Origin of the sequence: Geobacillus sp. 46C-IIa, from assembly GCF_014679505.1 — a bacterium.
GTDB lineage: Bacteria > Bacillota > Bacilli > Bacillales > Anoxybacillaceae > Geobacillus.
Map to the genome: position 1 here is coordinate 850,385 of NZ_CP061474.1, position 20,884 is coordinate 871,268.

At 54.5% G+C, this 20,884-nt stretch carries 20 protein-coding genes; 19 read left to right on the forward strand and 1 reads right to left on the reverse strand.

What is annotated here, in order from left to right:
- Window positions 1-71: 71 nt before the first annotated feature.
- The 12 genes from spoIIP to deoC all read left to right on the forward strand — a co-directional run bounded on the left by spoIIP (window position 72) and on the right by deoC (window position 13,955).
- Window positions 72-1,271 (forward strand): stage II sporulation protein P, encoded by a 1,200-nt coding sequence (spoIIP, locus tag IC803_RS04325; protein ID WP_081209634.1) that lies wholly within the window; start codon window positions 72-74, stop codon window positions 1,269-1,271.
- A gap of 13 nt (window positions 1,272-1,284) precedes the next feature.
- Entirely contained in the window at window positions 1,285-1,623 is a 339-nt protein-coding gene (locus IC803_RS04330; RefSeq protein WP_081209632.1) for a DUF3679 domain-containing protein, read from the forward strand.
- 152 nt (window positions 1,624-1,775) lie between these two features.
- Window positions 1,776-3,605: a translation elongation factor 4 gene (lepA, locus tag IC803_RS04335; RefSeq protein ID WP_081209630.1), complete on the forward strand. Its 1,830-nt coding sequence runs from the start codon at window positions 1,776-1,778 to the stop codon at window positions 3,603-3,605.
- An 86-nt stretch (window positions 3,606-3,691) separates the two neighbouring features.
- The gene (gene hemW / locus IC803_RS04340; protein ID WP_081209628.1) at window positions 3,692-4,831 is read left to right on the forward strand and encodes a radical SAM family heme chaperone HemW; all 1,140 of its coding nucleotides are present in this window, start codon (window positions 3,692-3,694) and stop codon (window positions 4,829-4,831) included.
- A gap of 83 nt (window positions 4,832-4,914) precedes the next feature.
- Window positions 4,915-5,949 (forward strand): heat-inducible transcriptional repressor HrcA, encoded by a 1,035-nt coding sequence (gene hrcA, locus IC803_RS04345; protein WP_081209626.1) that lies wholly within the window; start codon window positions 4,915-4,917, stop codon window positions 5,947-5,949.
- A gap of 95 nt (window positions 5,950-6,044) precedes the next feature.
- Window positions 6,045-6,719, forward strand: coding sequence for a nucleotide exchange factor GrpE (gene grpE, locus IC803_RS04350; protein WP_081209624.1), 675 nt, complete (start codon window positions 6,045-6,047; stop codon window positions 6,717-6,719).
- A 22-nt stretch (window positions 6,720-6,741) separates the two neighbouring features.
- Entirely contained in the window at window positions 6,742-8,547 is a 1,806-nt protein-coding gene (gene dnaK, locus IC803_RS04355; protein ID WP_081209622.1) for a molecular chaperone DnaK, read from the forward strand.
- 129 nt (window positions 8,548-8,676) lie between these two features.
- On the forward strand, window positions 8,677-9,822 hold the full coding sequence (gene dnaJ, locus IC803_RS04360; RefSeq protein WP_081209620.1) for a molecular chaperone DnaJ: 1,146 nt from the start codon (window positions 8,677-8,679) through the stop codon (window positions 9,820-9,822).
- A gap of 5 nt (window positions 9,823-9,827) precedes the next feature.
- Entirely contained in the window at window positions 9,828-10,766 is a 939-nt protein-coding gene (gene prmA / locus IC803_RS04365) for a 50S ribosomal protein L11 methyltransferase (RefSeq protein ID WP_081209618.1), read from the forward strand.
- A gap of 18 nt (window positions 10,767-10,784) precedes the next feature.
- Window positions 10,785-11,561, forward strand: a complete 777-nt coding sequence (locus IC803_RS04370; RefSeq protein WP_081209616.1) for a 16S rRNA (uracil(1498)-N(3))-methyltransferase — start codon at window positions 10,785-10,787, stop codon at window positions 11,559-11,561.
- 73 nt (window positions 11,562-11,634) lie between these two features.
- Window positions 11,635-12,984: a tRNA (N(6)-L-threonylcarbamoyladenosine(37)-C(2))-methylthiotransferase MtaB gene (gene mtaB / locus IC803_RS04375; protein ID WP_081209614.1), complete on the forward strand. Its 1,350-nt coding sequence runs from the start codon at window positions 11,635-11,637 to the stop codon at window positions 12,982-12,984.
- 299 nt (window positions 12,985-13,283) lie between these two features.
- Window positions 13,284-13,955: a deoxyribose-phosphate aldolase gene (gene deoC, locus IC803_RS04380; protein WP_081209612.1), complete on the forward strand. Its 672-nt coding sequence runs from the start codon at window positions 13,284-13,286 to the stop codon at window positions 13,953-13,955.
- Here the strand turns inward: deoC and IC803_RS04385 are convergent.
- Window positions 13,952-14,887, reverse strand: a complete 936-nt coding sequence (locus tag IC803_RS04385) for a Na/Pi symporter (RefSeq protein ID WP_081209610.1) — start codon at window positions 14,885-14,887, stop codon at window positions 13,952-13,954. The two genes, deoC and IC803_RS04385, sit on opposite strands and share 4 nt — an antisense overlap.
- Before the next feature lie 184 nt (window positions 14,888-15,071).
- Between IC803_RS04385 and rpsU the strand changes: the two genes are divergently transcribed.
- From rpsU to ybeY, 7 genes are all read left to right on the forward strand, one after another.
- The gene (rpsU, locus tag IC803_RS04390; RefSeq protein ID WP_008879912.1) at window positions 15,072-15,245 is read left to right on the forward strand and encodes a 30S ribosomal protein S21; all 174 of its coding nucleotides are present in this window, start codon (window positions 15,072-15,074) and stop codon (window positions 15,243-15,245) included.
- A 29-nt stretch (window positions 15,246-15,274) separates the two neighbouring features.
- The gene (locus tag IC803_RS04395; protein WP_081209608.1) at window positions 15,275-15,721 is read left to right on the forward strand and encodes a GatB/YqeY domain-containing protein; all 447 of its coding nucleotides are present in this window, start codon (window positions 15,275-15,277) and stop codon (window positions 15,719-15,721) included.
- Window positions 15,722-15,823: 102 nt separating this feature from the next.
- On the forward strand, window positions 15,824-16,117 hold the full coding sequence (gene yqfC, locus IC803_RS04400; RefSeq protein WP_081209606.1) for a sporulation protein YqfC: 294 nt from the start codon (window positions 15,824-15,826) through the stop codon (window positions 16,115-16,117).
- Window positions 16,114-17,301, forward strand: coding sequence for a sporulation protein YqfD (yqfD, locus tag IC803_RS04405; protein ID WP_081209604.1), 1,188 nt, complete (start codon window positions 16,114-16,116; stop codon window positions 17,299-17,301). The genes yqfC and yqfD overlap by 4 nt, the downstream gene beginning before the upstream one ends.
- Window positions 17,302-17,303: 2 nt before the next feature.
- Window positions 17,304-18,266 (forward strand): PhoH family protein, encoded by a 963-nt coding sequence (locus IC803_RS04410; RefSeq protein ID WP_081209602.1) that lies wholly within the window; start codon window positions 17,304-17,306, stop codon window positions 18,264-18,266.
- Between the two features lie 48 nt (window positions 18,267-18,314).
- A complete protein-coding gene (locus IC803_RS04415; RefSeq protein ID WP_081209600.1) occupies window positions 18,315-20,417 on the forward strand; it encodes an HD family phosphohydrolase in 2,103 nt (700 codons plus the stop codon).
- Window positions 20,414-20,884, forward strand: a complete 471-nt coding sequence (gene ybeY / locus IC803_RS04420; protein ID WP_081209598.1) for an rRNA maturation RNase YbeY — start codon at window positions 20,414-20,416, stop codon at window positions 20,882-20,884. The genes IC803_RS04415 and ybeY overlap by 4 nt, the downstream gene beginning before the upstream one ends.

Genomic DNA, 20,884 nt, shown 5'->3' on the forward strand with positions numbered 1-20,884 from the left:
AAAAACGGTTCTATCTTTTCCCGCTTGGCCATACGTTAAAGTGAGGAGACAAGCCGGGAAAGGGTGGGAATATGAAACGAGGGCGCTCTTCAAACGTTGTGATCACCGTTCCAGGAGCCAGCTTAAAAAAACTGTTTATGCTCGTCATTGTTGGATGCATGATGATGTTTATGCTCGTCGGAGCGCTGACGTCGCTGCGTCCGGAATACCGCCCGTCGTCATCGTCGCTTAACGATATGGCGGCCCATTTTCCGGAAGAAACGTTCATCCGCCTGTTCGGGCTTGAAAACCGTTATTTTGCCCAGCTGCTGCCGAAGGAGCGGCAACAGACGAATTACTCGTCGCTGTTGTTCCGCCTGGCGACAAGCATCAATCCCGACGACCCGCGCAGCCTGCTCGGCAGCGAGCTGCCGGGCTTTGCCTTATATGACAGCAAAATTTTGATCGCCGGCGAAGGGACGGATTACACGAACATTCCGTATGAATCGGCGCCGCCGCTTGAGGTGATGCTCGCTGAGCGGCAAGCGTCAGTGGAGGAGCTGGAACAAGCGGAGCAAAACCAAGACGAAAAGCCGCTCCCGCCGCCGGCGCAGACGACGGGAGGAAGAGAAGTCGTCTACATTTACCATACACATACGCGCGAGTCGTATTTGCCGGCCTTAAAAGGCGTGACCGATCCGGATTTGGCGTTTCACCAAAGCGTAAACGTGACGAAAGTCGGAGAAAAACTAATGGAAGAATTAGAGAAGCGGGGAATTGGCGCGCAAATTAACAAAACCGATATTGAAGCCGAGCTGTTGAAAAAAGGGATGAAATACGGCCAGGCGTACGATATGTCGCGGCAAACGGTCGTCGCGGCAATGAAGCAAAACCGCGACTTGCAATATTTCATCGATATTCACCGCGATGCGCATCGGCGGAAGCATACGACGACGACGATCAATGGCGTCGATTATGCACGTGTGGCCTTTATTGTCGGCGGCGAGAACGCGGAATACGAGAAAAACTTGCAGTTGGCGACGGAGCTTCATCATTTGCTGCAAAAAAAATATCCGGGGCTAAGCCGCGGAGTCATTAAGAAGCAAGGGGCGGGAACGGACGGAAAGTTTAATCAAGATTTATCCGGGAACGCGATTTTAGTGGAATTTGGCGGCGTCGATAATACGTTTGCCGAGCTGTTCCGTTCGGCGGCGGCGTTTGCCGATGTGTTCAGCGAATATTACTGGCAGGCGGAAAAAGTCGAGGCGCCGGCTCCGGCAGAGAAAAAGTAAAGGGGCGTCGTATATGGCAAGATGGTTCATTCGGTTTAGTGCAGCGCTCTTTCTCCTTTTTTTCGGTGTGCTGTTTGGCATGCAGCAGGCGCATCACGGCATGGAACGGATGCGTGGCTATGCCGACCCGTCGTTTCCGTCCGTTATTCAGATCGAGAAAAATGGGAACGGAGAGCTTGAAGCGGCGGTGTTCGGACAGACGGTGACAGCGAGTGATTTGCAGGAAAAACAGGAAACGATTCAGGAGCTAAAAACGTTCAATCTTTTTTCTGAACTCGGCCGGCAGTTTGCTGACGCGGCGACGGCGTTCATGGAAACGTTGCTTTCGCTCGTTGGCCGCGCGTTTAGTTAGCCGGTTTGCCGATTTCCGGACGGATCAAAAAAAGATTGTTGCTCCGCCAAGTATGGCGGTTTTTTGTTTTTGTCTTGGTCATTGAATCTTCTTCGCACTGTTGCTATAATCAAAGCTAGTGTAGTTTTGCGAAGAAGCAGGAGTGAGAGACAATGAACCGGGAAGAACGGTTGAAACGGCAGGAACGGATTCGCAATTTTTCGATTATCGCCCACATTGACCACGGAAAATCGACGCTTGCGGACCGCATTTTAGAAAAAACGGGCGCGCTGTCAGAGCGCGAGCTGCGCGAACAGACGCTTGATATGATGGATCTCGAGCGCGAGCGCGGCATCACGATTAAATTGAATGCGGTCCAGTTGACATATAAAGCGAAAAATGGGGAAGAGTATATTTTCCATTTGATCGATACGCCAGGCCACGTCGATTTTACGTATGAGGTGTCGCGCAGCCTCGCTGCCTGCGAAGGAGCGATTTTAGTCGTCGATGCTGCCCAAGGCATTGAAGCGCAGACGCTCGCGAACGTATATTTGGCCATTGACAACAACTTGGAGATTTTACCGGTCATTAATAAAATCGATTTGCCAAGCGCCGAGCCGGAGCGCGTCCGCCAAGAAATTGAGGATGTCATCGGCCTCGACGCCTCCGAAGCGGTGCTCGCCTCCGCGAAAGTCGGCATCGGCATCGAGGACATTTTAGAGCAAATCGTGGAAAAGATTCCGGCCCCGTCAGGCGATCCGGACGCGCCGCTAAAGGCGCTTATTTTCGATTCGCTTTATGACCCGTACCGCGGCGTCGTCGCTTATGTCCGTGTCGTTGATGGAACGGTCAAGCCGGGCCAGCGCATTAAAATGATGTCGACCGGCAAAGAGTTTGAAGTGACCGAAGTCGGCGTGTTCACGCCAAAACAAAAAATTGTCGACGAACTGACGGTCGGCGATGTCGGCTATTTGACCGCGTCGATCAAAAACGTAAAAGATACGCGCGTCGGCGATACGATCACCGATGCCGAACGGCCGGCCGCCGAGCCGCTCCCCGGCTACCGGAAGCTCAACCCGATGGTGTTTTGCGGCATGTACCCGATCGATACGGCGCGCTACAACGACTTGCGCGAAGCGCTAGAAAAGCTGCAGCTGAACGATGCGGCGCTCCACTTTGAGCCGGAAACGTCGCAGGCGCTCGGGTTCGGTTTTCGTTGCGGGTTTCTCGGTTTGCTCCATATGGAGATTATCCAAGAGCGGATCGAGCGCGAGTTTCATATCGATTTAATTACAACGGCGCCGAGCGTCGTCTACAAAGTATATTTGACGGACGGAACGGAAGTCGCCGTCGACAACCCGACGAACATGCCCGATCCGCAAAAAATCGACCGCATCGAAGAGCCGTACGTCAAAGCGACGATTATGGTGCCGAACGACTACGTCGGGCCGGTGATGGAGCTGTGCCAAGGGAAGCGCGGCACGTTCGTCGATATGCAATATTTAGACGAAAAACGGGTGATGTTGATTTACGATATCCCGCTGTCGGAAATCGTGTATGACTTTTTCGACGCCTTAAAATCGAACACGAAAGGGTACGCGTCGTTTGACTATGAATTGATCGGTTACCGGCCGTCCAATCTCGTTAAAATGGATATTTTGTTGAATGGCGAAAAAATTGACGCTTTGTCGTTTATCGTTCATCGCGACGCGGCGTACGAGCGTGGCAAAGTGATCGTCGAGAAGCTGAAAGATTTAATCCCGCGCCAGCAGTTTGAAGTGCCGGTGCAGGCGGCGATCGGCAATAAAATCATCGCCCGCTCGACGATCAAGGCGCTGCGCAAAAACGTGCTCGCCAAATGTTACGGCGGCGACGTGTCGCGGAAACGAAAGCTGCTTGAGAAGCAAAAAGAAGGAAAGAAACGGATGAAGCAAATCGGTTCGGTCGAAGTGCCGCAAGAAGCGTTTATGGCTGTCTTGAAAATCGACGATCAGAAAAAATGATGGGCAGGGCTGTCTCCTTCGGGGATGGCCTTGTTTGTTTGCCGCTGTGCGCCGGCAGTCGGGCTGCGGCCGAAAGGAGGAGAGTCATGGCAACATCAGCGTATTTTCACATTCCGTTTTGCGCCCAGATTTGTCATTATTGCGATTTTAATAAAGTGTTTGCGTCCGGCCAGCCGATCGACGGCTATTTGCGGGCGGTGGACAAGGAAATGGCGCGGACAGCGGCCGAGTTCGGCCGCCAGCTGAAGACGCTGTTTATCGGCGGCGGCACACCGACGGTGCTCGAGCCGGCGCAGCTCGGCCGTCTGTTAGCGAGCATCCACAACCATTTTCAGTTTGACCCGCAAACGGCTGAATTTACAGTCGAGGCCAATCCGGACGGGCTGACGAAAGAGAAGCTCGCCATTTTGCGCGATGGTGGAGTAAACCGGCTGAGCATCGGCGTGCAGACGTTTGATGATGGGCTTCTTCAAGCGATCGGCCGCACCCATCGGCGCAATGATGCTGAGCGGGCGGTGGCGATGGCAAGGGAGGCCGGCTTTAAAAACATCAGCCTCGATCTTATGTACGGCTTGCCGGGGCAGACGGTTGAGCAGTTTCTTGCCGATTTGGAAACCGCGTTTTCGCTTCATGTGCCGCATCTTTCCGCCTACTCTTTGATCCTTGAGCCGAAAACGATTTTTTACAACGAATGGCGGAAAGGTCGGCTTCGCCTCCCGGGAGAGGAAGCGGAGGCGGTGATGTATGAAGCGGTGATGGAACGAACGGCATCCCATGGCTATCGGCAATACGAGATTAGCAACTACGCGTTCCCAGGATTTGAAAGCCGGCATAATCTAGCCTATTGGAACAACGAAGAGTATTACGGCATCGGCGCTGGGGCGCACAGCTATATTGCCGGCGTGCGGCGCGCCAACATCGGGCCGGTTCGCCATTACATCGAGAAGGTGGAACGCGGCGAATGGCCGCATCGCGACGTGCACCGCCTGACTGTGCGCGAACAAATGGAGGAGGAAATGTTTTTAGGGCTGCGCAAGACGGAAGGAGTATCAAAAGTCCGTTTCCGGCAAAAGTTTGGCTGCGAGATGGACGACGTGTTTGGCGAGGCCATCCGCCGCGAAGTCGAGCACGGACGCCTCGAGGAGACGGCGGCCCACGTCCGCTTGACAAAACGCGGCAAGCTGCTCGGCAATGAAGTGTTCGCCGCCTTCCTTGGCGAAATGTAAACATTGACATTTGCCGGGCGATTTGCTACCCTAATAGTAGATTTAGCACTCAAATTGTTTGAGTGCTAACAGAGGTGAAAAACGTGTTAACGGACCGCCAACTGTTGATTTTGCAGGTGATTATTGACGACTTCATTCGTTCCGGGCAGCCTGTCGGTTCGCGGACGTTATCAAAAAAGCACCAAATCACGTTCAGTTCAGCGACGATTCGCAACGAAATGGCGGATTTGGAAGAGCTAGGTTATATTGAAAAAACGCACATTTCTTCGGGTCGCGTGCCGTCGGAAAAAGGGTATCGTTATTACGTCGACCATTTGCTGCCGCCGCAGCGGCTGACAAGGGCGGATATCCAAAAAATCCGCTCCGTGTTCGCCGAGCGCATCTACGAGCTCGAGAAACTGGTGCAAAAGTCGGCGCAAATTTTATCCGATTTAACGAACTATACGTCGATCGCCCTCGGTCCGGCGTTTAAGGAAAGCAAGCTGAAGCGGATGCAGATCGTTCCGCTCAACGAACAGACGGCTGTCGCCATCGTGGTGACGGACACCGGCCACGTTGAAAACCGGGTCGTTACAGTCCCGACAACGGTCAACGCCGGTGATCTTGAAAAGATGGTCAATATTTTAAACGACCGGCTGAACGGCGTTCCGCTCATCGATTTAAAAGAAAAAATCGAGACGGAAGTAGCCGACGTGCTGCGCCGGCATATTCGCAACTACGACATCATACTCAATACGCTGATTGACACGCTTGACATCCCTGAAGAGGAAAGGATGTTTTTTGCCGGCAAGGCGAATATGCTCAACCAGCCGGAATTTAGCGACATTCAAAAAGTACGCCCGCTTTTGAATATCATCGAGCAAGAAAAGGACATTTATCGCCTGCTCCGCAAGCAAAATCAAAGGGGAGTACAAGTGTCGATCGGGCGGGAAAACGAGCTGAGCGGCATGGAAAACTGCAGTTTGATTACGGCCACGTATTCGGTCGGCAATGAACCGCTCGGGACGATCGCTATTCTCGGTCCGACGCGCATGGAGTATTCGCGCGTCATCACTGTGTTAAACCGCGTCGCTTCTGATTTGTCGGCTGCGTTGACGAAATGGTATCAAAATCAGTAAGAATGGCCATATTGGTTAACGGATGGATGTTCGTCCATCCTTTCCTTGTGGCCATTGATACATAAATCGCGACCCCTGATCGGGAGGTGAAGGCAATGGAACAAGGAGAAAAACAAGCGGCTGAACAAGCTACATACAATGAGTTGGAAACAGAACAGCCGGTTTCGGCGGAAGAGGCGGGTCCGCAGCCGGAAGATGAAACAGTTGGCGCCGTTTCGGAGCATGCGGATGCACAAACCGGCGAGAAGCCGGGGGCGGCTTCTACGGCAGCTGATTCTAGCGACCAAACATCGGCTGAGGCCGAAGAGCTGGCTGCAGCCAAGGCGAAAGTCTCCGAATTGGAGGCGAAACTGGCCGAGATGGAACACCGCTATCTCCGCTTGTACGCTGATTTTGAGAACTTCCGCCGCCGGGCGCGTCAAGAGATGGACGCGGCTGAAAAATATCGCGCCCAAAGTTTGGCGAGCGATCTGCTTCCGGTGCTTGACAACTTTGAGCGCGCGTTGAAAATAGAGACGGAAAACGAACAAGCAAAATCGATTTTGCAAGGGATGGAAATGGTGTACCGTTCGCTTCTTGACGCGTTGAGAAAGGAAGGCGTCGAGGCGATTGAAGCGGTCGGCAAGCCGTTTGACCCCCATTTGCACCAAGCGGTGATGCAGACGGATGAAGGCGGCTATGAGCCGAATACGGTCGTAGAGGAGCTGCAAAAAGGCTATAAATTAAAAGACCGCGTTCTCCGTCCCGCCATGGTCAAAGTAAGCCAATAATGGAAACGGAGGGTGATGAGCGATGAGCAAAATTATCGGCATTGACTTAGGAACGACGAACTCTTGCGTCGCCGTGTTGGAAGGCGGCGAAGCGAAGGTCATTCCCAACCCGGAAGGAAACCGCACGACCCCGTCGGTTGTGGCGTTTAAAAACGGTGAGCGCTTAGTCGGCGAGGTCGCCAAACGGCAAGCGATCACGAATCCGAATACGATCATCTCGATCAAGCGCCATATGGGGACGGATTACAAAGTCGAGATTGAAGGGAAGCAATATACGCCGCAAGAAATTTCGGCGATCATTTTGCAATACTTGAAATCGTACGCTGAAGACTATTTAGGCGAGCCGGTGACGCGCGCCGTCATCACCGTGCCGGCGTATTTCAACGATGCGCAGCGTCAAGCGACGAAAGACGCCGGACGGATCGCCGGTTTGGAAGTGGAGCGCATCATCAACGAGCCGACAGCGGCGGCGCTCGCTTACGGCCTTGACAAAGAGGAGGACCAAACGATTCTCGTCTATGACCTGGGCGGTGGAACGTTTGACGTCTCGATTTTGGAGCTTGGCGACGGCGTCTTCGAAGTGAAGGCGACCGCCGGCGACAACCACCTAGGCGGCGACGATTTCGACCAAGTCATTATCGATTATTTAGTCAGCCAGTTTAAGCAGGAGCACGGCATCGACTTATCCAAGGACAAAATGGCGCTCCAGCGCTTAAAAGATGCGGCCGAAAAAGCGAAAAAAGAACTGTCCGGCGTGACGCAGACACAAATTTCGCTGCCGTTTATCAGCGCGAACGAAAACGGCCCGCTCCATCTTGAGACGACGCTCACGCGGGCGAAGTTTGAAGAGCTGTCCGCCCACCTTGTTGAGCGCACGATGGGACCGGTCCGCCAGGCGCTGCAAGATGCCGGCTTGACGCCTGCGGATATCGACAAAGTCATTTTGGTCGGTGGTTCGACGCGCATTCCGGCCGTGCAAGAAGCGATTAAGCGCGAGCTTGGCAAAGAGCCGCACAAAGGCGTCAACCCGGATGAAGTTGTGGCCATCGGCGCGGCGATCCAGGGCGGAGTCATCGCCGGCGAGGTCAAAGATGTCGTCCTGCTTGACGTCACCCCGCTGTCGCTTGGCATTGAAACGATGGGCGGCGTGTTTACGAAGTTGATCGAACGGAATACGACGATTCCGACGAGCAAATCGCAAGTGTTCACAACGGCGGCCGACAACCAAACGACGGTTGACATCCACGTCCTGCAAGGGGAGCGCCCGATGGCGGCCGACAACAAAACGCTTGGCCGCTTCCAGCTGACCGGCATCCCGCCGGCGCCGCGCGGCGTGCCGCAAATTGAAGTAACGTTCGATATCGACGCCAACGGCATCGTTCATGTGCGCGCCAAAGATTTAGGAACGAACAAAGAGCAATCGATTACGATCAAATCGTCATCCGGCTTGTCGGAAGAGGAAATTCAGCGTATGATCAAAGAAGCGGAAGAAAACGCCGAAGCCGACCGGAAGCGGAAAGAAGCGGTCGAGTTGCGCAATGAAGCCGACCAGCTCATCTTTACAACGGAAAAAACGGTGAAAGAGCTCGAAGGAAAAGTGAGCGCCGATGAAATCAAAAAAGCGCAAGAAGCAAAAGATGCCTTGAAAGCAGCGCTGGAGAAAAACGATCTCGATGACATCCGCAAGAAAAAAGAGGCGCTGCAAGAGGCGGTGCAGCAGCTGTCGATCAAGCTGTATGAACAAGCGGCGAAACAAGCGCAAGCCGGAGCGGCCGATAAAGACAACGTAGTCGATGCGGAATTTGAAGAAGTGAATGACGACAAATAATGGAGGGAAAAGTCAAAGTCAGGCCTGCCTTGGCTTTGACTTTTTTTCTAGCATTCACATATTGTCATAAAACAAAGGGAAATGATAAAATAACCCTTATGTGAGTGAATCGGGAGTGGATGATCAACGATGGCGAAGCGCGATTACTATGAAGTTCTCGGCGTCAGTAAAAATGCGACGAAAGACGAGATTAAAAAAGCGTATCGAACGCTTTCGAAGCAGTATCATCCAGACATTAACAAAGCGCCGGACGCCGCCGAGAAGTTTAAAGAGATTAAAGAAGCATATGAAGTGTTAAGCGATGATGAAAAGCGGGCCCGCTACGACCGGTTTGGCCATGCCGACCCGAACGAGGCGTTCGGCGGCGGATTCCAAGGGGGCGGGTTTGACTTTGGTGGGTTCGGCGGCTTTGGCGGCTTTGAAGATATTTTTGAGACGTTTTTCGGCGGCGGTCCGCGCCGGCGGGCAAGCGGGCCGCGCAAAGGAGCCGACGTGGAATATATGATGACGCTCACGTTTGAGGAGGCGGCGTTCGGAAAAGAAACGGAAATTGAAGTTCCGCATGAAGAGACGTGCGACACGTGCCACGGCAGCGGGGCGAAGCCAGGCACAAGCCCGCAATCGTGTCCGCATTGCCACGGCAGCGGACAAGTGACGAGCGAACAGACGACGCCGTTTGGCCGCATCGTCAACCGCCGGACGTGCCCGGCTTGCGGCGGCACGGGCCGCTACATTCCGGAAAAATGCCCGGCTTGCGGCGGCACCGGGCGCGTCAAACAGCGGAAAAAAATTCATGTCAAAATTCCGGCTGGCGTCGATGATGGCCAGCAGCTGCGCGTCGCCGGCAAAGGGGAGCCGGGCGCAAACGGCGGGCCGCCGGGGGATTTGTATATCATTTTCCGCGTCGAACCGCACGAGTTTTTCAAGCGCGACGGCGATGATATTTATTGTGAAGTGCCGCTTTCATTCGCCCAGGCGGCGCTCGGTGATGAAATTGAAGTCCCGACGCTCCACGGCGATGTAAAGCTGAAAATCCCGGCCGGCACGCAAACGGGCACGCGCTTTCGCTTAAAAGGAAAAGGAGTGCCGAACGTGCGCGGCTATGGCCAAGGCGACCAGCATGTCATCGTCCGCGTCGTGACGCCGACGAAGCTGACGGAAAAACAAAAGCAGCTGCTGCGCGAGTTTGACCGGCTCGGTGGAGACACCATACACGACGGGCCGCACGGCCGTTTTTTTGAAAAAGTAAAAAAGGCGTTTAAAGGAGAAGCGTGAGCGCAATGAAATGGTCAGAAATCAGCATTCATACGACGCACGAGGCGGTCGAGGCGATTTCGAACATTTTGCATGAGGCGGGCGCCGGGGGCGTTGTCATCGAAGACCCGTACGACCTTGTCAAAGACCGCGACGACTGGTATGGCGAAATCATCGAGCTCAATCCGGACGATTACCCGGAAGAAGGGGTCATCATTAAGGCGTATTTGCCGGTCAATAGTTTTCTTGGCGAAACGGTGGAACAAATTAAGCAGGCGATTAACAATTTATGGCTGTACGATATTGACCTTGGCAAAAATAAAATTACGTTGAGCGAAGTGAATGAGGAAGAATGGGCGACGGCGTGGAAAAAGCATTACCATCCGGTGAAAGTATCGGAAAAGTTTACAATCGTGCCGACATGGGAAACGTATGAACCGGTCTCCGACGATGAGCTGATCATCGAAATGGATCCGGGCATGGCATTTGGCACCGGCACCCATCCGACGACGGTCATGTGCCTGCAGGCGCTTGAAAAATACGTGCGCCCTGGCGACGAGATCATTGATGTTGGCACCGGCTCCGGCATTTTAAGCATCGCCGCTGCCATGCTCGGCGCCCGTTCGGTGCGGGCGCTCGACTTGGATCCGGTGGCGGTCGACAGTGCGCGGCTGAACATCAAGCTCAATAAAGTGCAGCACGTTGTCACAGTCGCGCAAAACAATTTGCTTGACCATATTGACGAACAAGCTGATGTGATCGTCGCCAACATTTTGGCCGAAATCATTTTGCGCTTTACGGCTGACGCCTACCGGCTGTTGAAGCCGGGCGGCCGCTTTATCACGTCCGGCATCATTCAGGCGAAAAAGCAAGACGTCAAAGACGGCCTGCTCGCCGCTGGATTTGTCATTGAAGAAATCGATGTGATGGAAGATTGGGTGGCGTTTGTCGCCATCAAACCGTAGGCAAAGAAGGGATGTTTCGTGCAGCGTTACTTCGTTTCCAACCGGGAGCGTCAAGGCGAAAACGTCGTCATCAGCGGCGGCGACGCCCATCATATCGCCCGCGTCATGCGCATGAAGCCGAAAGACGCCATTGTTTGCGTGTTCCCGGACGGGCGCACGGCGGTGTGTGAAATTGAACAAATTGCCAATGAGCAAGTATGCGCCCGTATTGTACAATGGAAGGAAGAGGGGCGCGAATTGCCGGTGCGCATTTATATCGCCCAGGGGCTGCCAAAAGGCGAAAAATGGGAGCTCGTCATCCAAAAAGGAACCGAGCTTGGCGCCGCCGGCTTTCTTCCGTTTACGGCTGCCCGTTCGGTCGTTAAATGGGATGCCAAAAAAGCGGAGAAAAAAGTAGAGCGTTGGAAAAAAATTGCGAAAGAGGCGGCCGAACAGGCGGAACGCACGTCGCTGCCAGACGTGCGGGCGCCGCTTTCCTTTGATGAGCTCGTCGCCTTTGGCGCAACGGTCGACGGCCGGCTGTTTGCCTATGAGGAAGAAGCGCGCGGCGGGCGTCATGCCCTGCTCCCGGAGCTCCTTGCCCGCCTTCAGCCCGGCGGCTCGCTTTTAGCTGTCTTTGGGCCGGAAGGCGGGTTCAGCCGTGAAGAGGCACAACAGCTCAAGCAAAGCGGCTTTTTGCCGTGCAGCCTCGGCCCGCGCATTTTGCGGACGGAAACGGCGCCGCTTTATTTGCTTGCCGCCGCTTCGTACGAATGGGAGCTTTGCGCGTCAGGACGCGAAGCGAAACGAGAGTAACAAATCGGTTGCTTATCATAAAACATCGATCCCCCGCTGATGAGAAGCGGTGGTGTAGAGTGAGGTGAAGAACATGCCAACAGTGGCTTTCCATACATTAGGCTGCAAAGTCAATCATTATGAGACGGAAGCGATCTGGCAGCTGTTTAAAAAGGCCGGCTACGAACGGAAAGAGTTTGAAAGCCGCGCCGACGTGTATGTGATCAACACGTGCACGGTGACGAACACCGGCGACAAAAAAAGCCGTCAAGTCATCCGCCGCGCGGTGCGCCGCAATCCGGACGCCGTCGTCTGCGTGACGGGCTGTTATGCGCAAACATCGCCGGCCGAAGTGATGGCGATCCCTGGTGTGGATATTGTCATCGGCACGCAAGACCGGCATAAAATTTTAGACTATGTCGAGCAGTTTCAGCGCGAACGGCAGCCGATCAACGCTGTCCATAACATTATGAAAACGCGCGTGTTCGAGGAGATGGACGTGCCGGCGTTCACCGATCGGACGCGGGCATCGCTCAAAATCCAAGAAGGGTGCAACAACTTTTGCACGTTTTGCATCATCCCGTGGGCGCGCGGCTTGATGCGTTCTCGTGATCCGCAAGAAATTATCCGCCAAGCGCGCCAGCTTGTCGCCGCCGGCTATAAGGAAATCGTGTTGACCGGCATTCATACGGGCGGCTATGGCACCGATCTGAAAGATTATAATTTTGCTGCGCTTTTGCGCGATTTGGACGAGCAAGTGCCAGGGCTGAAACGGATCCGCATCTCATCGATCGAAGCGAGCCAAATTACTGATGAAGTGATCGACGTCCTCAAGCGGTCGGATAAAATCGTCCGCCATTTGCACATTCCGCTTCAGTCTGGGTCGAACACGGTGCTCAAGCGGATGCGCCGCAAATATACGGTTGAATTTTTTGCGGAGCGGCTCGACCGGCTGCGCGAAGTGTTCCCGGAGCTGGCGGTGACGTCCGACGTCATCGTCGGTTTCCCGGGCGAAACGGAAGACGAATTTATGGAGACGTATCACTTTATCCGCGAACAGCGGTTCTCTGAGCTGCACGTCTTCCCATATTCGAAACGGACCGGCACGCCGGCGGCCCGCATGCCGGACCAAATCGATGAAGAGACGAAACATGACCGCGTCCGCCGCTTAATCGCCCTTTCCGACCAGCTGGCGAAAGAATACGCCTCCCGGTTCGAAGGGCAAGTGCTCGAAGTCATTCCGGAAGAGCGCGACAAAGAAGAGCCGGGAATGTATATTGGCTATACGGATAACTATTTGAAAGTGCGTTTTCCGGCGACGGAAGAGATGGTCGGCGAGCTTGTCAAAGTGAAAATCACAAAGGCCGGCTATCCGTATAACGAAGGCGAGTTTGTCCGCGTCGTGCCGGATGAGGCCGTTCGATCGGTGAAATTAAGTTCATAATCCAACTGATCGGTTTAGGCTAAGCGCGTCCGCCTCATACCTCCCAGCCTTTAGGCTGGGTTTTTGTTTTCCGTGAAAATCCCGCGCCGGCAAGCGGTGATGTTCATCCCTGGGGAGAGGGCAACTCGCTGCCCATGGATCTTTTCCGTCCATTTCTCTCCAGCAGGCTAACAAGCTCGCCGGGAGATGAAATGGGAGACTATAGAGATGGCGGCTAGTTTTTGTGGCAACGACATGGTATGATGGTAGACGCCAGACCTTTTATTTTTTGCAGTGGCAGGAGAAAGGAGCGATTTTCCATGACGGAGAATATTGCAAAACTGATCGATCATACGCTGCTTAAACCAGAAGCGACGGAAGAGCAAATCATTCAACTATGCCGCGAAGCGAAACAACACGGCTTCGCCTCGGTGTGTGTCAACCCGGCGTGGGTGAAAACGGCGGCGCGCGAACTTTCCGGCACCGATGTTCTCGTCTGCACGGTCATCGGCTTTCCGCTTGGGGCGACAACGCCGGAAACAAAGGCGTTTGAAACGAATAACGCCATCGAAAACGGCGCCCGTGAAGTCGATATGGTGATCAACATCGGCGCGTTAAAAAGCGGTGATGATGAATTTGTTGAACGCGACATTCGCGCCGTCGTCGAGGCGGCGGCCGGAAAAGCGCTTGTGAAAGTGATTATCGAAACGGCCTTGCTGACCGATGAAGAAAAAGTGCGCGCCTGCCAATTGGCGGTGAAAGCGGGCGCCGATTACGTGAAAACGTCGACCGGATTCTCAGGCGGCGGCGCAACGGTCGAGGATGTGGCGCTTATGCGCCGGATGGTCGGCGATAAAGCGGGCGTCAAAGCCTCAGGCGGCGTCCGCGACCGGGAAACGGCCGAAGCGATGATTGAAGCCGGGGCGACGCGCATCGGGACGAGCTCCGGGGTGGCGATCGTCAACGGCCGAATTGGCGGCGCTGACTATTAAGTCCGCCTGCGGGCATGCAAAAATAACATGGCCGTCTCAATGGCGCTGACAAACGGAAGCGCGGCAAGTGAACAAATGACGTTAAACAAGACGCTGACATGGGCGAGCTGCACGTCAGGCGCCGGGCTGAGCATGGCAGCGAGGCGGGCGAGCGCTTCGGTCCAAAAAAGAAACAAGGCCACGCCGGCGACGTTTAGCCATAAATGGGTGTAGGCCGTTAATTGCGCTTCCTTGCTCGAGCCAATGGACGCCAACAGTCCGGTGATGCACGTGCCGATGTTGGCACCAAGCAAAATGGCGATGGCAGCTGGCAGCGTCAGCAATTGTTCGTTTAAAAATCCCATGGCGATGCCGATCGTCGCCGCGCTCGAATGGACGAGAGCGGTCAAGGCGATGCCGACAAGAAGGCCGACCGCTGTGGAACGGTTTGTCTGGTGCAGCCAAGCGTCAACGAGCGGATAGGCGGCGAGCGGCTTAGCAAGGCTGCTGAAGCCGTCCATGGCAAACAACAAAGCGGCAAGGCCGACGGCGATCATCCCGATGCTGTAAACGAGGCGGCGGCGCCCGATAAAGACAAGCAGCGCGCCGCCAACAAGAACGGGAATGGCGCCGTCGCCGATATCGAGCGTCATAAGTTCGGTCGTGATCGTTGAGCCGATATTGCTGCCTAAAATGATGCCGATCGATTGGCGGAACGATAAATAGCCGGTGGCGACAAGGCCGACGGTCATCACCATTACCGCCGAGCTGCTTTGCACAAGCGCGGTCGTCGCGAATCCGGTGAGAAACGCTTGCCCTGGTGTGGCGGTAAAGCGCATGAGCCATCGCTTCAGCCGATGGCCGGATAAGGTGTAAAACCCGGCTTTCATCATGAACATACCGATGAGGAAAACGGCAGTGTAAATGGCAAACAGCATCAAAAGCGGCCCCACGGGCGATCTCCCCTTTCATCCTATATGTATGGGCCTTGTCCGCGAAGAATGACCGTTTTTTAAGGGGGTGGGGCTGAACGGCGTGAGCGCGGCCATGCTTTTTTTATTGACCTTTTCCATCGGCATGTATTATAATTGACAAGTACAATATGCAATGGTTGTTGTTCGGAGGGAGGGAAGCAGGATGTCCAAAACGATCGTTCGCAAAAATGAGTCGATCGACGACGCTCTTCGTCGCTTTAAACGTGCCGTTTCGAAAACCGGTACTTTGCAAGAAGTGAGAAAGCGCGAATTTTATGAAAAGCCAAGCGTCAGACGGAAGAAAAAATCTGAAGCGGCTAGAAAGCGCAAGCACTAAGAGCACGCATTAAAGAGGGTGTATAATCGGTGGGTCTTCTCGATCGTTTGAATGACGATATGAAGCAGGCGATGAAAAACAAGGAGAAAGAGAAGCTGTCCGTTCTCCGCATGCTGAAGGCGGCGCTGCAAAACGAAGCGATCAAGCTCGGCAAAAGCCCGCTGACAGAAGACGAAGAGCTGACGGTTCTTTCTCGCGAACTGAAGCAGCGTAAAGACTCCCTCCAAGAATTTGAAAACGCTGGCCGTTCAGATCTTGTCGAAAAAGCGAAAACCGAAATTGAAATCGTTCAGTCGTATATGCCAAAGCCGCTGACGGAGGACGAGCTGCGCGAACTGATCCAACAGACGATCAAGGAAGTCGGCGCTTCTTCGAAGGCGGATATGGGAAAAGTGATGGGCGCAATCATGCCGAAGGTGAAAGGAAAAGCGGACGGTTCGCTCGTCAATAAACTTGTCCAACAACAGCTTTCATAAAACGCAATGGGTCTTGCCGGCAGGCGGGCCCGTTGTTTTTGAAAAGCGGTGCTAGAACCCCCTTTTGTCTCATACATATGAGATGAAAGGGGGTTCTTTTTAATGGTGAAAAAGTGGCGCCAGCAGATGAAGCGGTGGATGGCGGAAAAACTCGAGCTTCCTGCCGACATTATGATGGACCTTCCCCGCATTACAATGGTCGGGCAAATACATATTTACATCGAAAACCACCGCGGGCTGCTCACGTTCAGCGATAAAGAGCTCCGCCTTTTGCTGCGGAACGGGCAGTTGCTTGTCCGCGGCGAACAATTTGTCATTAAAACGATTTTGCCGGAGGAAATTTTACTCGAAGGGAAAATTAGCCAAGTTGTTTATATAGAGGAGGAAAAAAGATGAAAAACGAATGGGTCGACACGCTCGCCGGCAGCGTGCGGGTCAAGGCGGAAGGAAAAGGGACGGAACGGCTGATCAACGCCTGTGTGCGCAACGGCATCGCCGTGTGGAACGTGAAAAAACATAACCGAGATACCGCGACGTTTTTCATTAAGCTCAGCGATGTGAAACGGCTGCGCCATATCGCCCGGCAAAGCGAATGCAAGCTTTCATTTGTCGGGAGGACCGGGCTGCCATTTTTTTGGCGCCGCGCGTGGCGAAACAGCGGATTTTGGCTCGGTCTGCTCATTTTTATAGCCATTGTGTTTTTACTGTCCAACATCGTTTGGAACATTGACATTGAAGGGGCGACCCCGGAGACAGAGCATCAAATGGTTCGCGAACTGAAACGAATGGGAGTCGAACGCGGCGCGTTCCAGTTTTTGCTTGATGACCCGGAAACGCTGCAAAAAAAGCTGACCGAGCGCATCGATGACATTACGTGGGTCGGCGTCCAATGGGAAGGGACGTCGCTTCACTTCCGCGTCGTCGAAAAAGAGATTCCGAAGCCGAAACAGCCGGCGCCCCCGCGCCATTTAGTCGCCAAAAAAGAGGCGGTGGTGGCTGACTTATTCGTTGAAGAAGGACAACCGCTCGTTTCTGTCAACGATTACGTGCAAAAAGGCCAGCTGCTCGTTTCCGGCATTATCGGCGCCGAAGGGCGGACGAAATTTGTGCCGGCCACCGGGAAGGTGTTTGGCGAAACATGGTACAAGTCTACGGTTGTCCTGCCGCTTGAGACGACGTTTCACGTGTTGACCGGAAAATCCATTGAGCGCCATTATATCGGGATCGGCCGCTTTTCCCTTCCGGTTTGGGGATGGAAGAAGCCGCCGTTTGCCCATACGGTCATTGAGAGGGAAAAACGGCCGTTCCGTTTTTGGAAATGGGACTTGCCGTTGTATTATGAGCGCGTCATCGTCCGCGAGGCGGAAGCCGTGAAGCGGAGCTATACGTGGGAAGAAGCGTTCGCGGAAGCGAAAAAGATCGCCCGCCGCGAACTGCGGGCCAAGCTGCCGGAGGAGGCGGCCATTCGCGGCGAAAAAGTTTTGCATCAGAGGAAAGAGAGTGGTAAAGTAAGGGTAGAATTGCATTATGAAGTCATCGAAAATATTGCCGTACCACAACCAATCGTTCAAGGAGATTGAGAATGTCAGAGCAGTTTGTTACGATCAGCCAACACGTGCGCAACCAGCAGGAAGCGGCGGCGCTCTTTGGCGTCCATGATGCCCATTTAAAGCGGATCGAAGAGGAGCTCGGCGTGTCGATTGTGACGCGCGGGGAGACGGTCAACGTCTCCGGCACGCCGCAACAAGTCCAGCTTGTTGACGAGCTGTTGCGCCATTTGTTGATCGTCATCCGCAAAGGGGTGGCAATCAGTGAGCGCGACATCATTTACGCCATTCAGCTGGCAAAAAAAGGGGCGCTTGACGGCCTCGTCCAGCTGTATGATGAGGAAATGATGAAAAACGCCAAAGGGAAGCCGATTCGCGTCAAAACGTTAGGCCAGCGCTATTATGTCGCGGCGATTGAGCAGCACGATTTGACGTTCGGCATCGGGCCGGCCGGAACCGGGAAAACGTACCTAGCCGTCGTCATGGCGGTCAAGGCGCTGAAAAGCGGCAACGTCAAACGCATTATTCTCAGCCGTCCGGCTGTCGAAGCGGGGGAGAGCCTCGGATTTTTGCCCGGCGACCTGAAAGAGAAAGTCGATCCGTATTTGCGTCCGCTCTATGACGCGCTTCATGATGTATTGGGAGCGGAGTATACGCAGCGGTTGATCGAGCGCGGCACGATTGAAATCGCCCCGCTCGCCTACATGCGCGGCCGGACGCTCGAGGACGCGTTCGTCATTCTTGACGAAGCGCAAAATACGACGCCGGCGCAAATGAAGATGTTTTTAACCCGGCTCGGCTTTGGATCAAAAATGGTCATTACCGGTGACATCTCGCAAGTCGATTTGCCGAAAGGAGTCGAATCGGGGCTTTCAGCTGCCAAACGCATTTTGGCGCCCATCAGCGGTATCGCCTTTGTGTTTTTGGAGCAGTCCGATGTTGTCCGCCATCCGCTCGTTGCGAAAATTATTGACGCCTATGATGAGGCTGGCTTATAGAAAAACTGAAGGTGCATCGTCTTTTCTTGAAAAGCGAGGGGAAAACCGGTGGGAAGGCTTCGTTTTTTTCTTGAGCGGACAAAAGATGTCCGCTTCGTCCGCTTTTGGCTGTTTTTGTTTCTGGCAGCGCTGTTGTTTACCGTCCTGTACTGGCAAGTGAAGCCGCGTCAATATGAGCTGCGCCTGTTTGACGTCGCGAAGGAAACGATCCGCTCACCGGTGACGGTGGAGGATAAGGAGGCGACGGCGAGACTGAAAGAGGAAGCGGCCGCCAAAGTAGCGGACGTTTACACGCTGAAAAAAGAATACGCCGAAAACCGAGTCGATCTTCTTTCCTCGCTGTTTGCCGCCATCGAGAGCGTGCAGAACGAGGCAGAGCCGGACCGCTCGCCTGGCAATCTGGCGGCTAAGCTCGAGGAGCGGCTGCCGCCGGAGTGGCTCGCCTATTTGTCTGCCGAAGAATGGGAGCGGTTGCTGAGCGCTCCTCCCGATGAGCTCAAGACGGCTAAAGAGGCTGCGTTGACGGCCGTGCACGCGGCCATGAACGAGCGCATTTCCCAAGCGGAGCTTGAACAGGCGCGCGCGAAGGCAGCCAAAGAACTCGAATACGCGGCGCTGTCGCCGCCGCTCCGTGAAGCGGTTGCCAAACTTTGCCGCCAGGCGGTCATTCCCAACGTCGTTTACGACCGGACGGCGACCGAGGAAAAGCGGCGGCAGGCGATGGATGAAGTGAAACCGGTGAAAATTTTGCAAGGACAAGTGATCGTCGAAGAGGGGCAGTTTATTACGAGCGATATTTATCATCAGCTTGAGCTTGTCGGCCTGCTCGACGGCGGCCGCACGCCTTGGCCGGCGGCCGGGCTGTTTTTGTTCGTGCTGCTTTTGCTGTCGCCGCTCGTTTACTATTTCCGCGCCGAAACGACGAATGAAAAGCTGTCGCTTTACGCCGCCATTTTTACGTTCATGATGGCGGTGATGGTGCTCATCCGTCTTCTGTCGTCCGGCGGCGCCGTCTCGGCCGGCTACCTCGTTCCGGCGGCGTTCGGGCCGATGCTCGTCCGCGTGCTGCTCGGCGAGCGGCTGGCGATGATGACGGCGATCATCGGAGCCGTATGCGGCAGCCTGCTGTTCAATGAGGAAATCGGAGCGACGGGCGCGGTGTCTGTGTCGTTAGCCCTCTATCTGCTCGCGGGCGGACTGGCTGGGACGTTTTGCCTGCCTAAGGAGCTCGCGAAGGCAAAAATTTGGCGGGCCGGTGTACTCGTCTCGGCCGTCAATATCGTTTCGCTCCTTTCGCTGCTGTTGTTGAAAAACGGCCGCTATTCGTTGCTTGAAATCAGCCTCTTTGTCGTTATGGCCATTGCTTCGGGCATTTTTTCCGCCATTTTGACGATCGGGCTGCTGCCGCTGTTTGAAACGACGTTTGGCATTTTGTCGCCGCTCCGGCTCATAGAATTGTCGAATCCGAACCATCCGCTGCTGCGGAAGCTGTTAACTGAAGCGCCGGGAACGTATCATCATAGCATCATGGTCGCCAATTTGGCCGAAGCGGCGTGCGAGGCGATCGGCGCCGACGGCTTGCTGGCGCGCGTCGCCTGTTATTACCACGACATCGGCAAGACGAAGCGGCCGCGTTATTTCATTGAAAACCAAATGGGCGGCAATCCGCATGATCATTTGTCGCCGCAATTGAGCAAAAATATCATTATCGCCCATGTCGCTGACGGCGTCGCCCTGCTTCGCAAGCACCGGCTGCCAAAGGAGATTGTCGACATCGCCGAACAGCACCACGGCACTACGCTGCTCAAGTATTTTTACCATAAGGCGCGCGAGCAAACTGAATTGGTTTCCGAAGCGGAGTTTCGTTACCCTGGCCCGAAGCCGCAGACGAAAGAAGCGGCGGTCATCAATATTGCTGACAGCGTCGAGGCGGCCGTTCGCTCGTTAGCCAACCCATCGCAGGAAAAAATTGAAAAGATTGTCCGGGCGATTATCGCCGACCGCCTGCAAGACAACCAGCTAAACGAGTGCGACATTACATTGAAAGAGCTGGAAGTGGTCGCTCGTTCGCTTTGCGAGACGTTAAACGGCGTTTTCCATTCGCGCATCGAATATCCGGAAGTACGAAAGGAAAAGGTGAAGCATGCATGACGATTCAAATCGACTTTATCGATGAGACGAACGAAGTGACGGCCGAGCAAATCGAGACGATTGAGCGGTTGATTCGCGAAGCGGCGGCCGTCGAGAACGTGCCCGAAGGGGCGGAAGTGAGCATTTCGTTCGTTGACAACGAACGCATCCGCGCGATGAACCGCGATTACCGAGGCAAAGACGCCCCGACGGACGTGCTGTCGTTTGCCCTTGAAGAGGAGGGGGAAGGCGAAATCGATATCATCGGCGCCGATGTGCCGCCGGTGCTCGGCGATATTGTCATCTCCGTCCCGAAAGCGAAGGAACAAGCCGCAGAATACGGGCACTCGTTCATGCGCGAGCTCGGATTTTTGGCCGTGCACGGTTTTTTGCACTTGCTTGGCTATGACCACGAGACGGAAGAGGAGGAGCGTGTCATGTTTGCCAAGCAGGAGGAAATATTGGCGCGGTTCGGGTTGACGAGATAG

Coding starts and splice junctions, on each gene's coding strand:
- mtaB (WP_081209614.1), top strand. CDS start 11,635: ATGCCAACAGTGGCTTTCCATACATTAGGCTGCAAAGTCAATCATTAT.
- deoC (WP_081209612.1), top strand. CDS start 13,284: ATGACGGAGAATATTGCAAAACTGATCGATCATACGCTGCTTAAACCA.
- yqfC (WP_081209606.1), top strand. CDS start 15,824: ATGGTGAAAAAGTGGCGCCAGCAGATGAAGCGGTGGATGGCGGAAAAA.
- spoIIP (WP_081209634.1), top strand. CDS start 72: ATGAAACGAGGGCGCTCTTCAAACGTTGTGATCACCGTTCCAGGAGCC.
- yqfD (WP_081209604.1), top strand. CDS start 16,114: ATGAAAAACGAATGGGTCGACACGCTCGCCGGCAGCGTGCGGGTCAAG.
- IC803_RS04330 (WP_081209632.1), top strand. CDS start 1,285: ATGGCAAGATGGTTCATTCGGTTTAGTGCAGCGCTCTTTCTCCTTTTT.
- prmA (WP_081209618.1), top strand. CDS start 9,828: ATGAAATGGTCAGAAATCAGCATTCATACGACGCACGAGGCGGTCGAG.
- rpsU (WP_008879912.1), top strand. CDS start 15,072: ATGTCCAAAACGATCGTTCGCAAAAATGAGTCGATCGACGACGCTCTT.
- dnaJ (WP_081209620.1), top strand. CDS start 8,677: ATGGCGAAGCGCGATTACTATGAAGTTCTCGGCGTCAGTAAAAATGCG.
- IC803_RS04410 (WP_081209602.1), top strand. CDS start 17,304: ATGTCAGAGCAGTTTGTTACGATCAGCCAACACGTGCGCAACCAGCAG.
- grpE (WP_081209624.1), top strand. CDS start 6,045: ATGGAACAAGGAGAAAAACAAGCGGCTGAACAAGCTACATACAATGAG.
- dnaK (WP_081209622.1), top strand. CDS start 6,742: ATGAGCAAAATTATCGGCATTGACTTAGGAACGACGAACTCTTGCGTC.
- lepA (WP_081209630.1), top strand. CDS start 1,776: ATGAACCGGGAAGAACGGTTGAAACGGCAGGAACGGATTCGCAATTTT.
- hemW (WP_081209628.1), top strand. CDS start 3,692: ATGGCAACATCAGCGTATTTTCACATTCCGTTTTGCGCCCAGATTTGT.
- ybeY (WP_081209598.1), top strand. CDS start 20,414: ATGACGATTCAAATCGACTTTATCGATGAGACGAACGAAGTGACGGCC.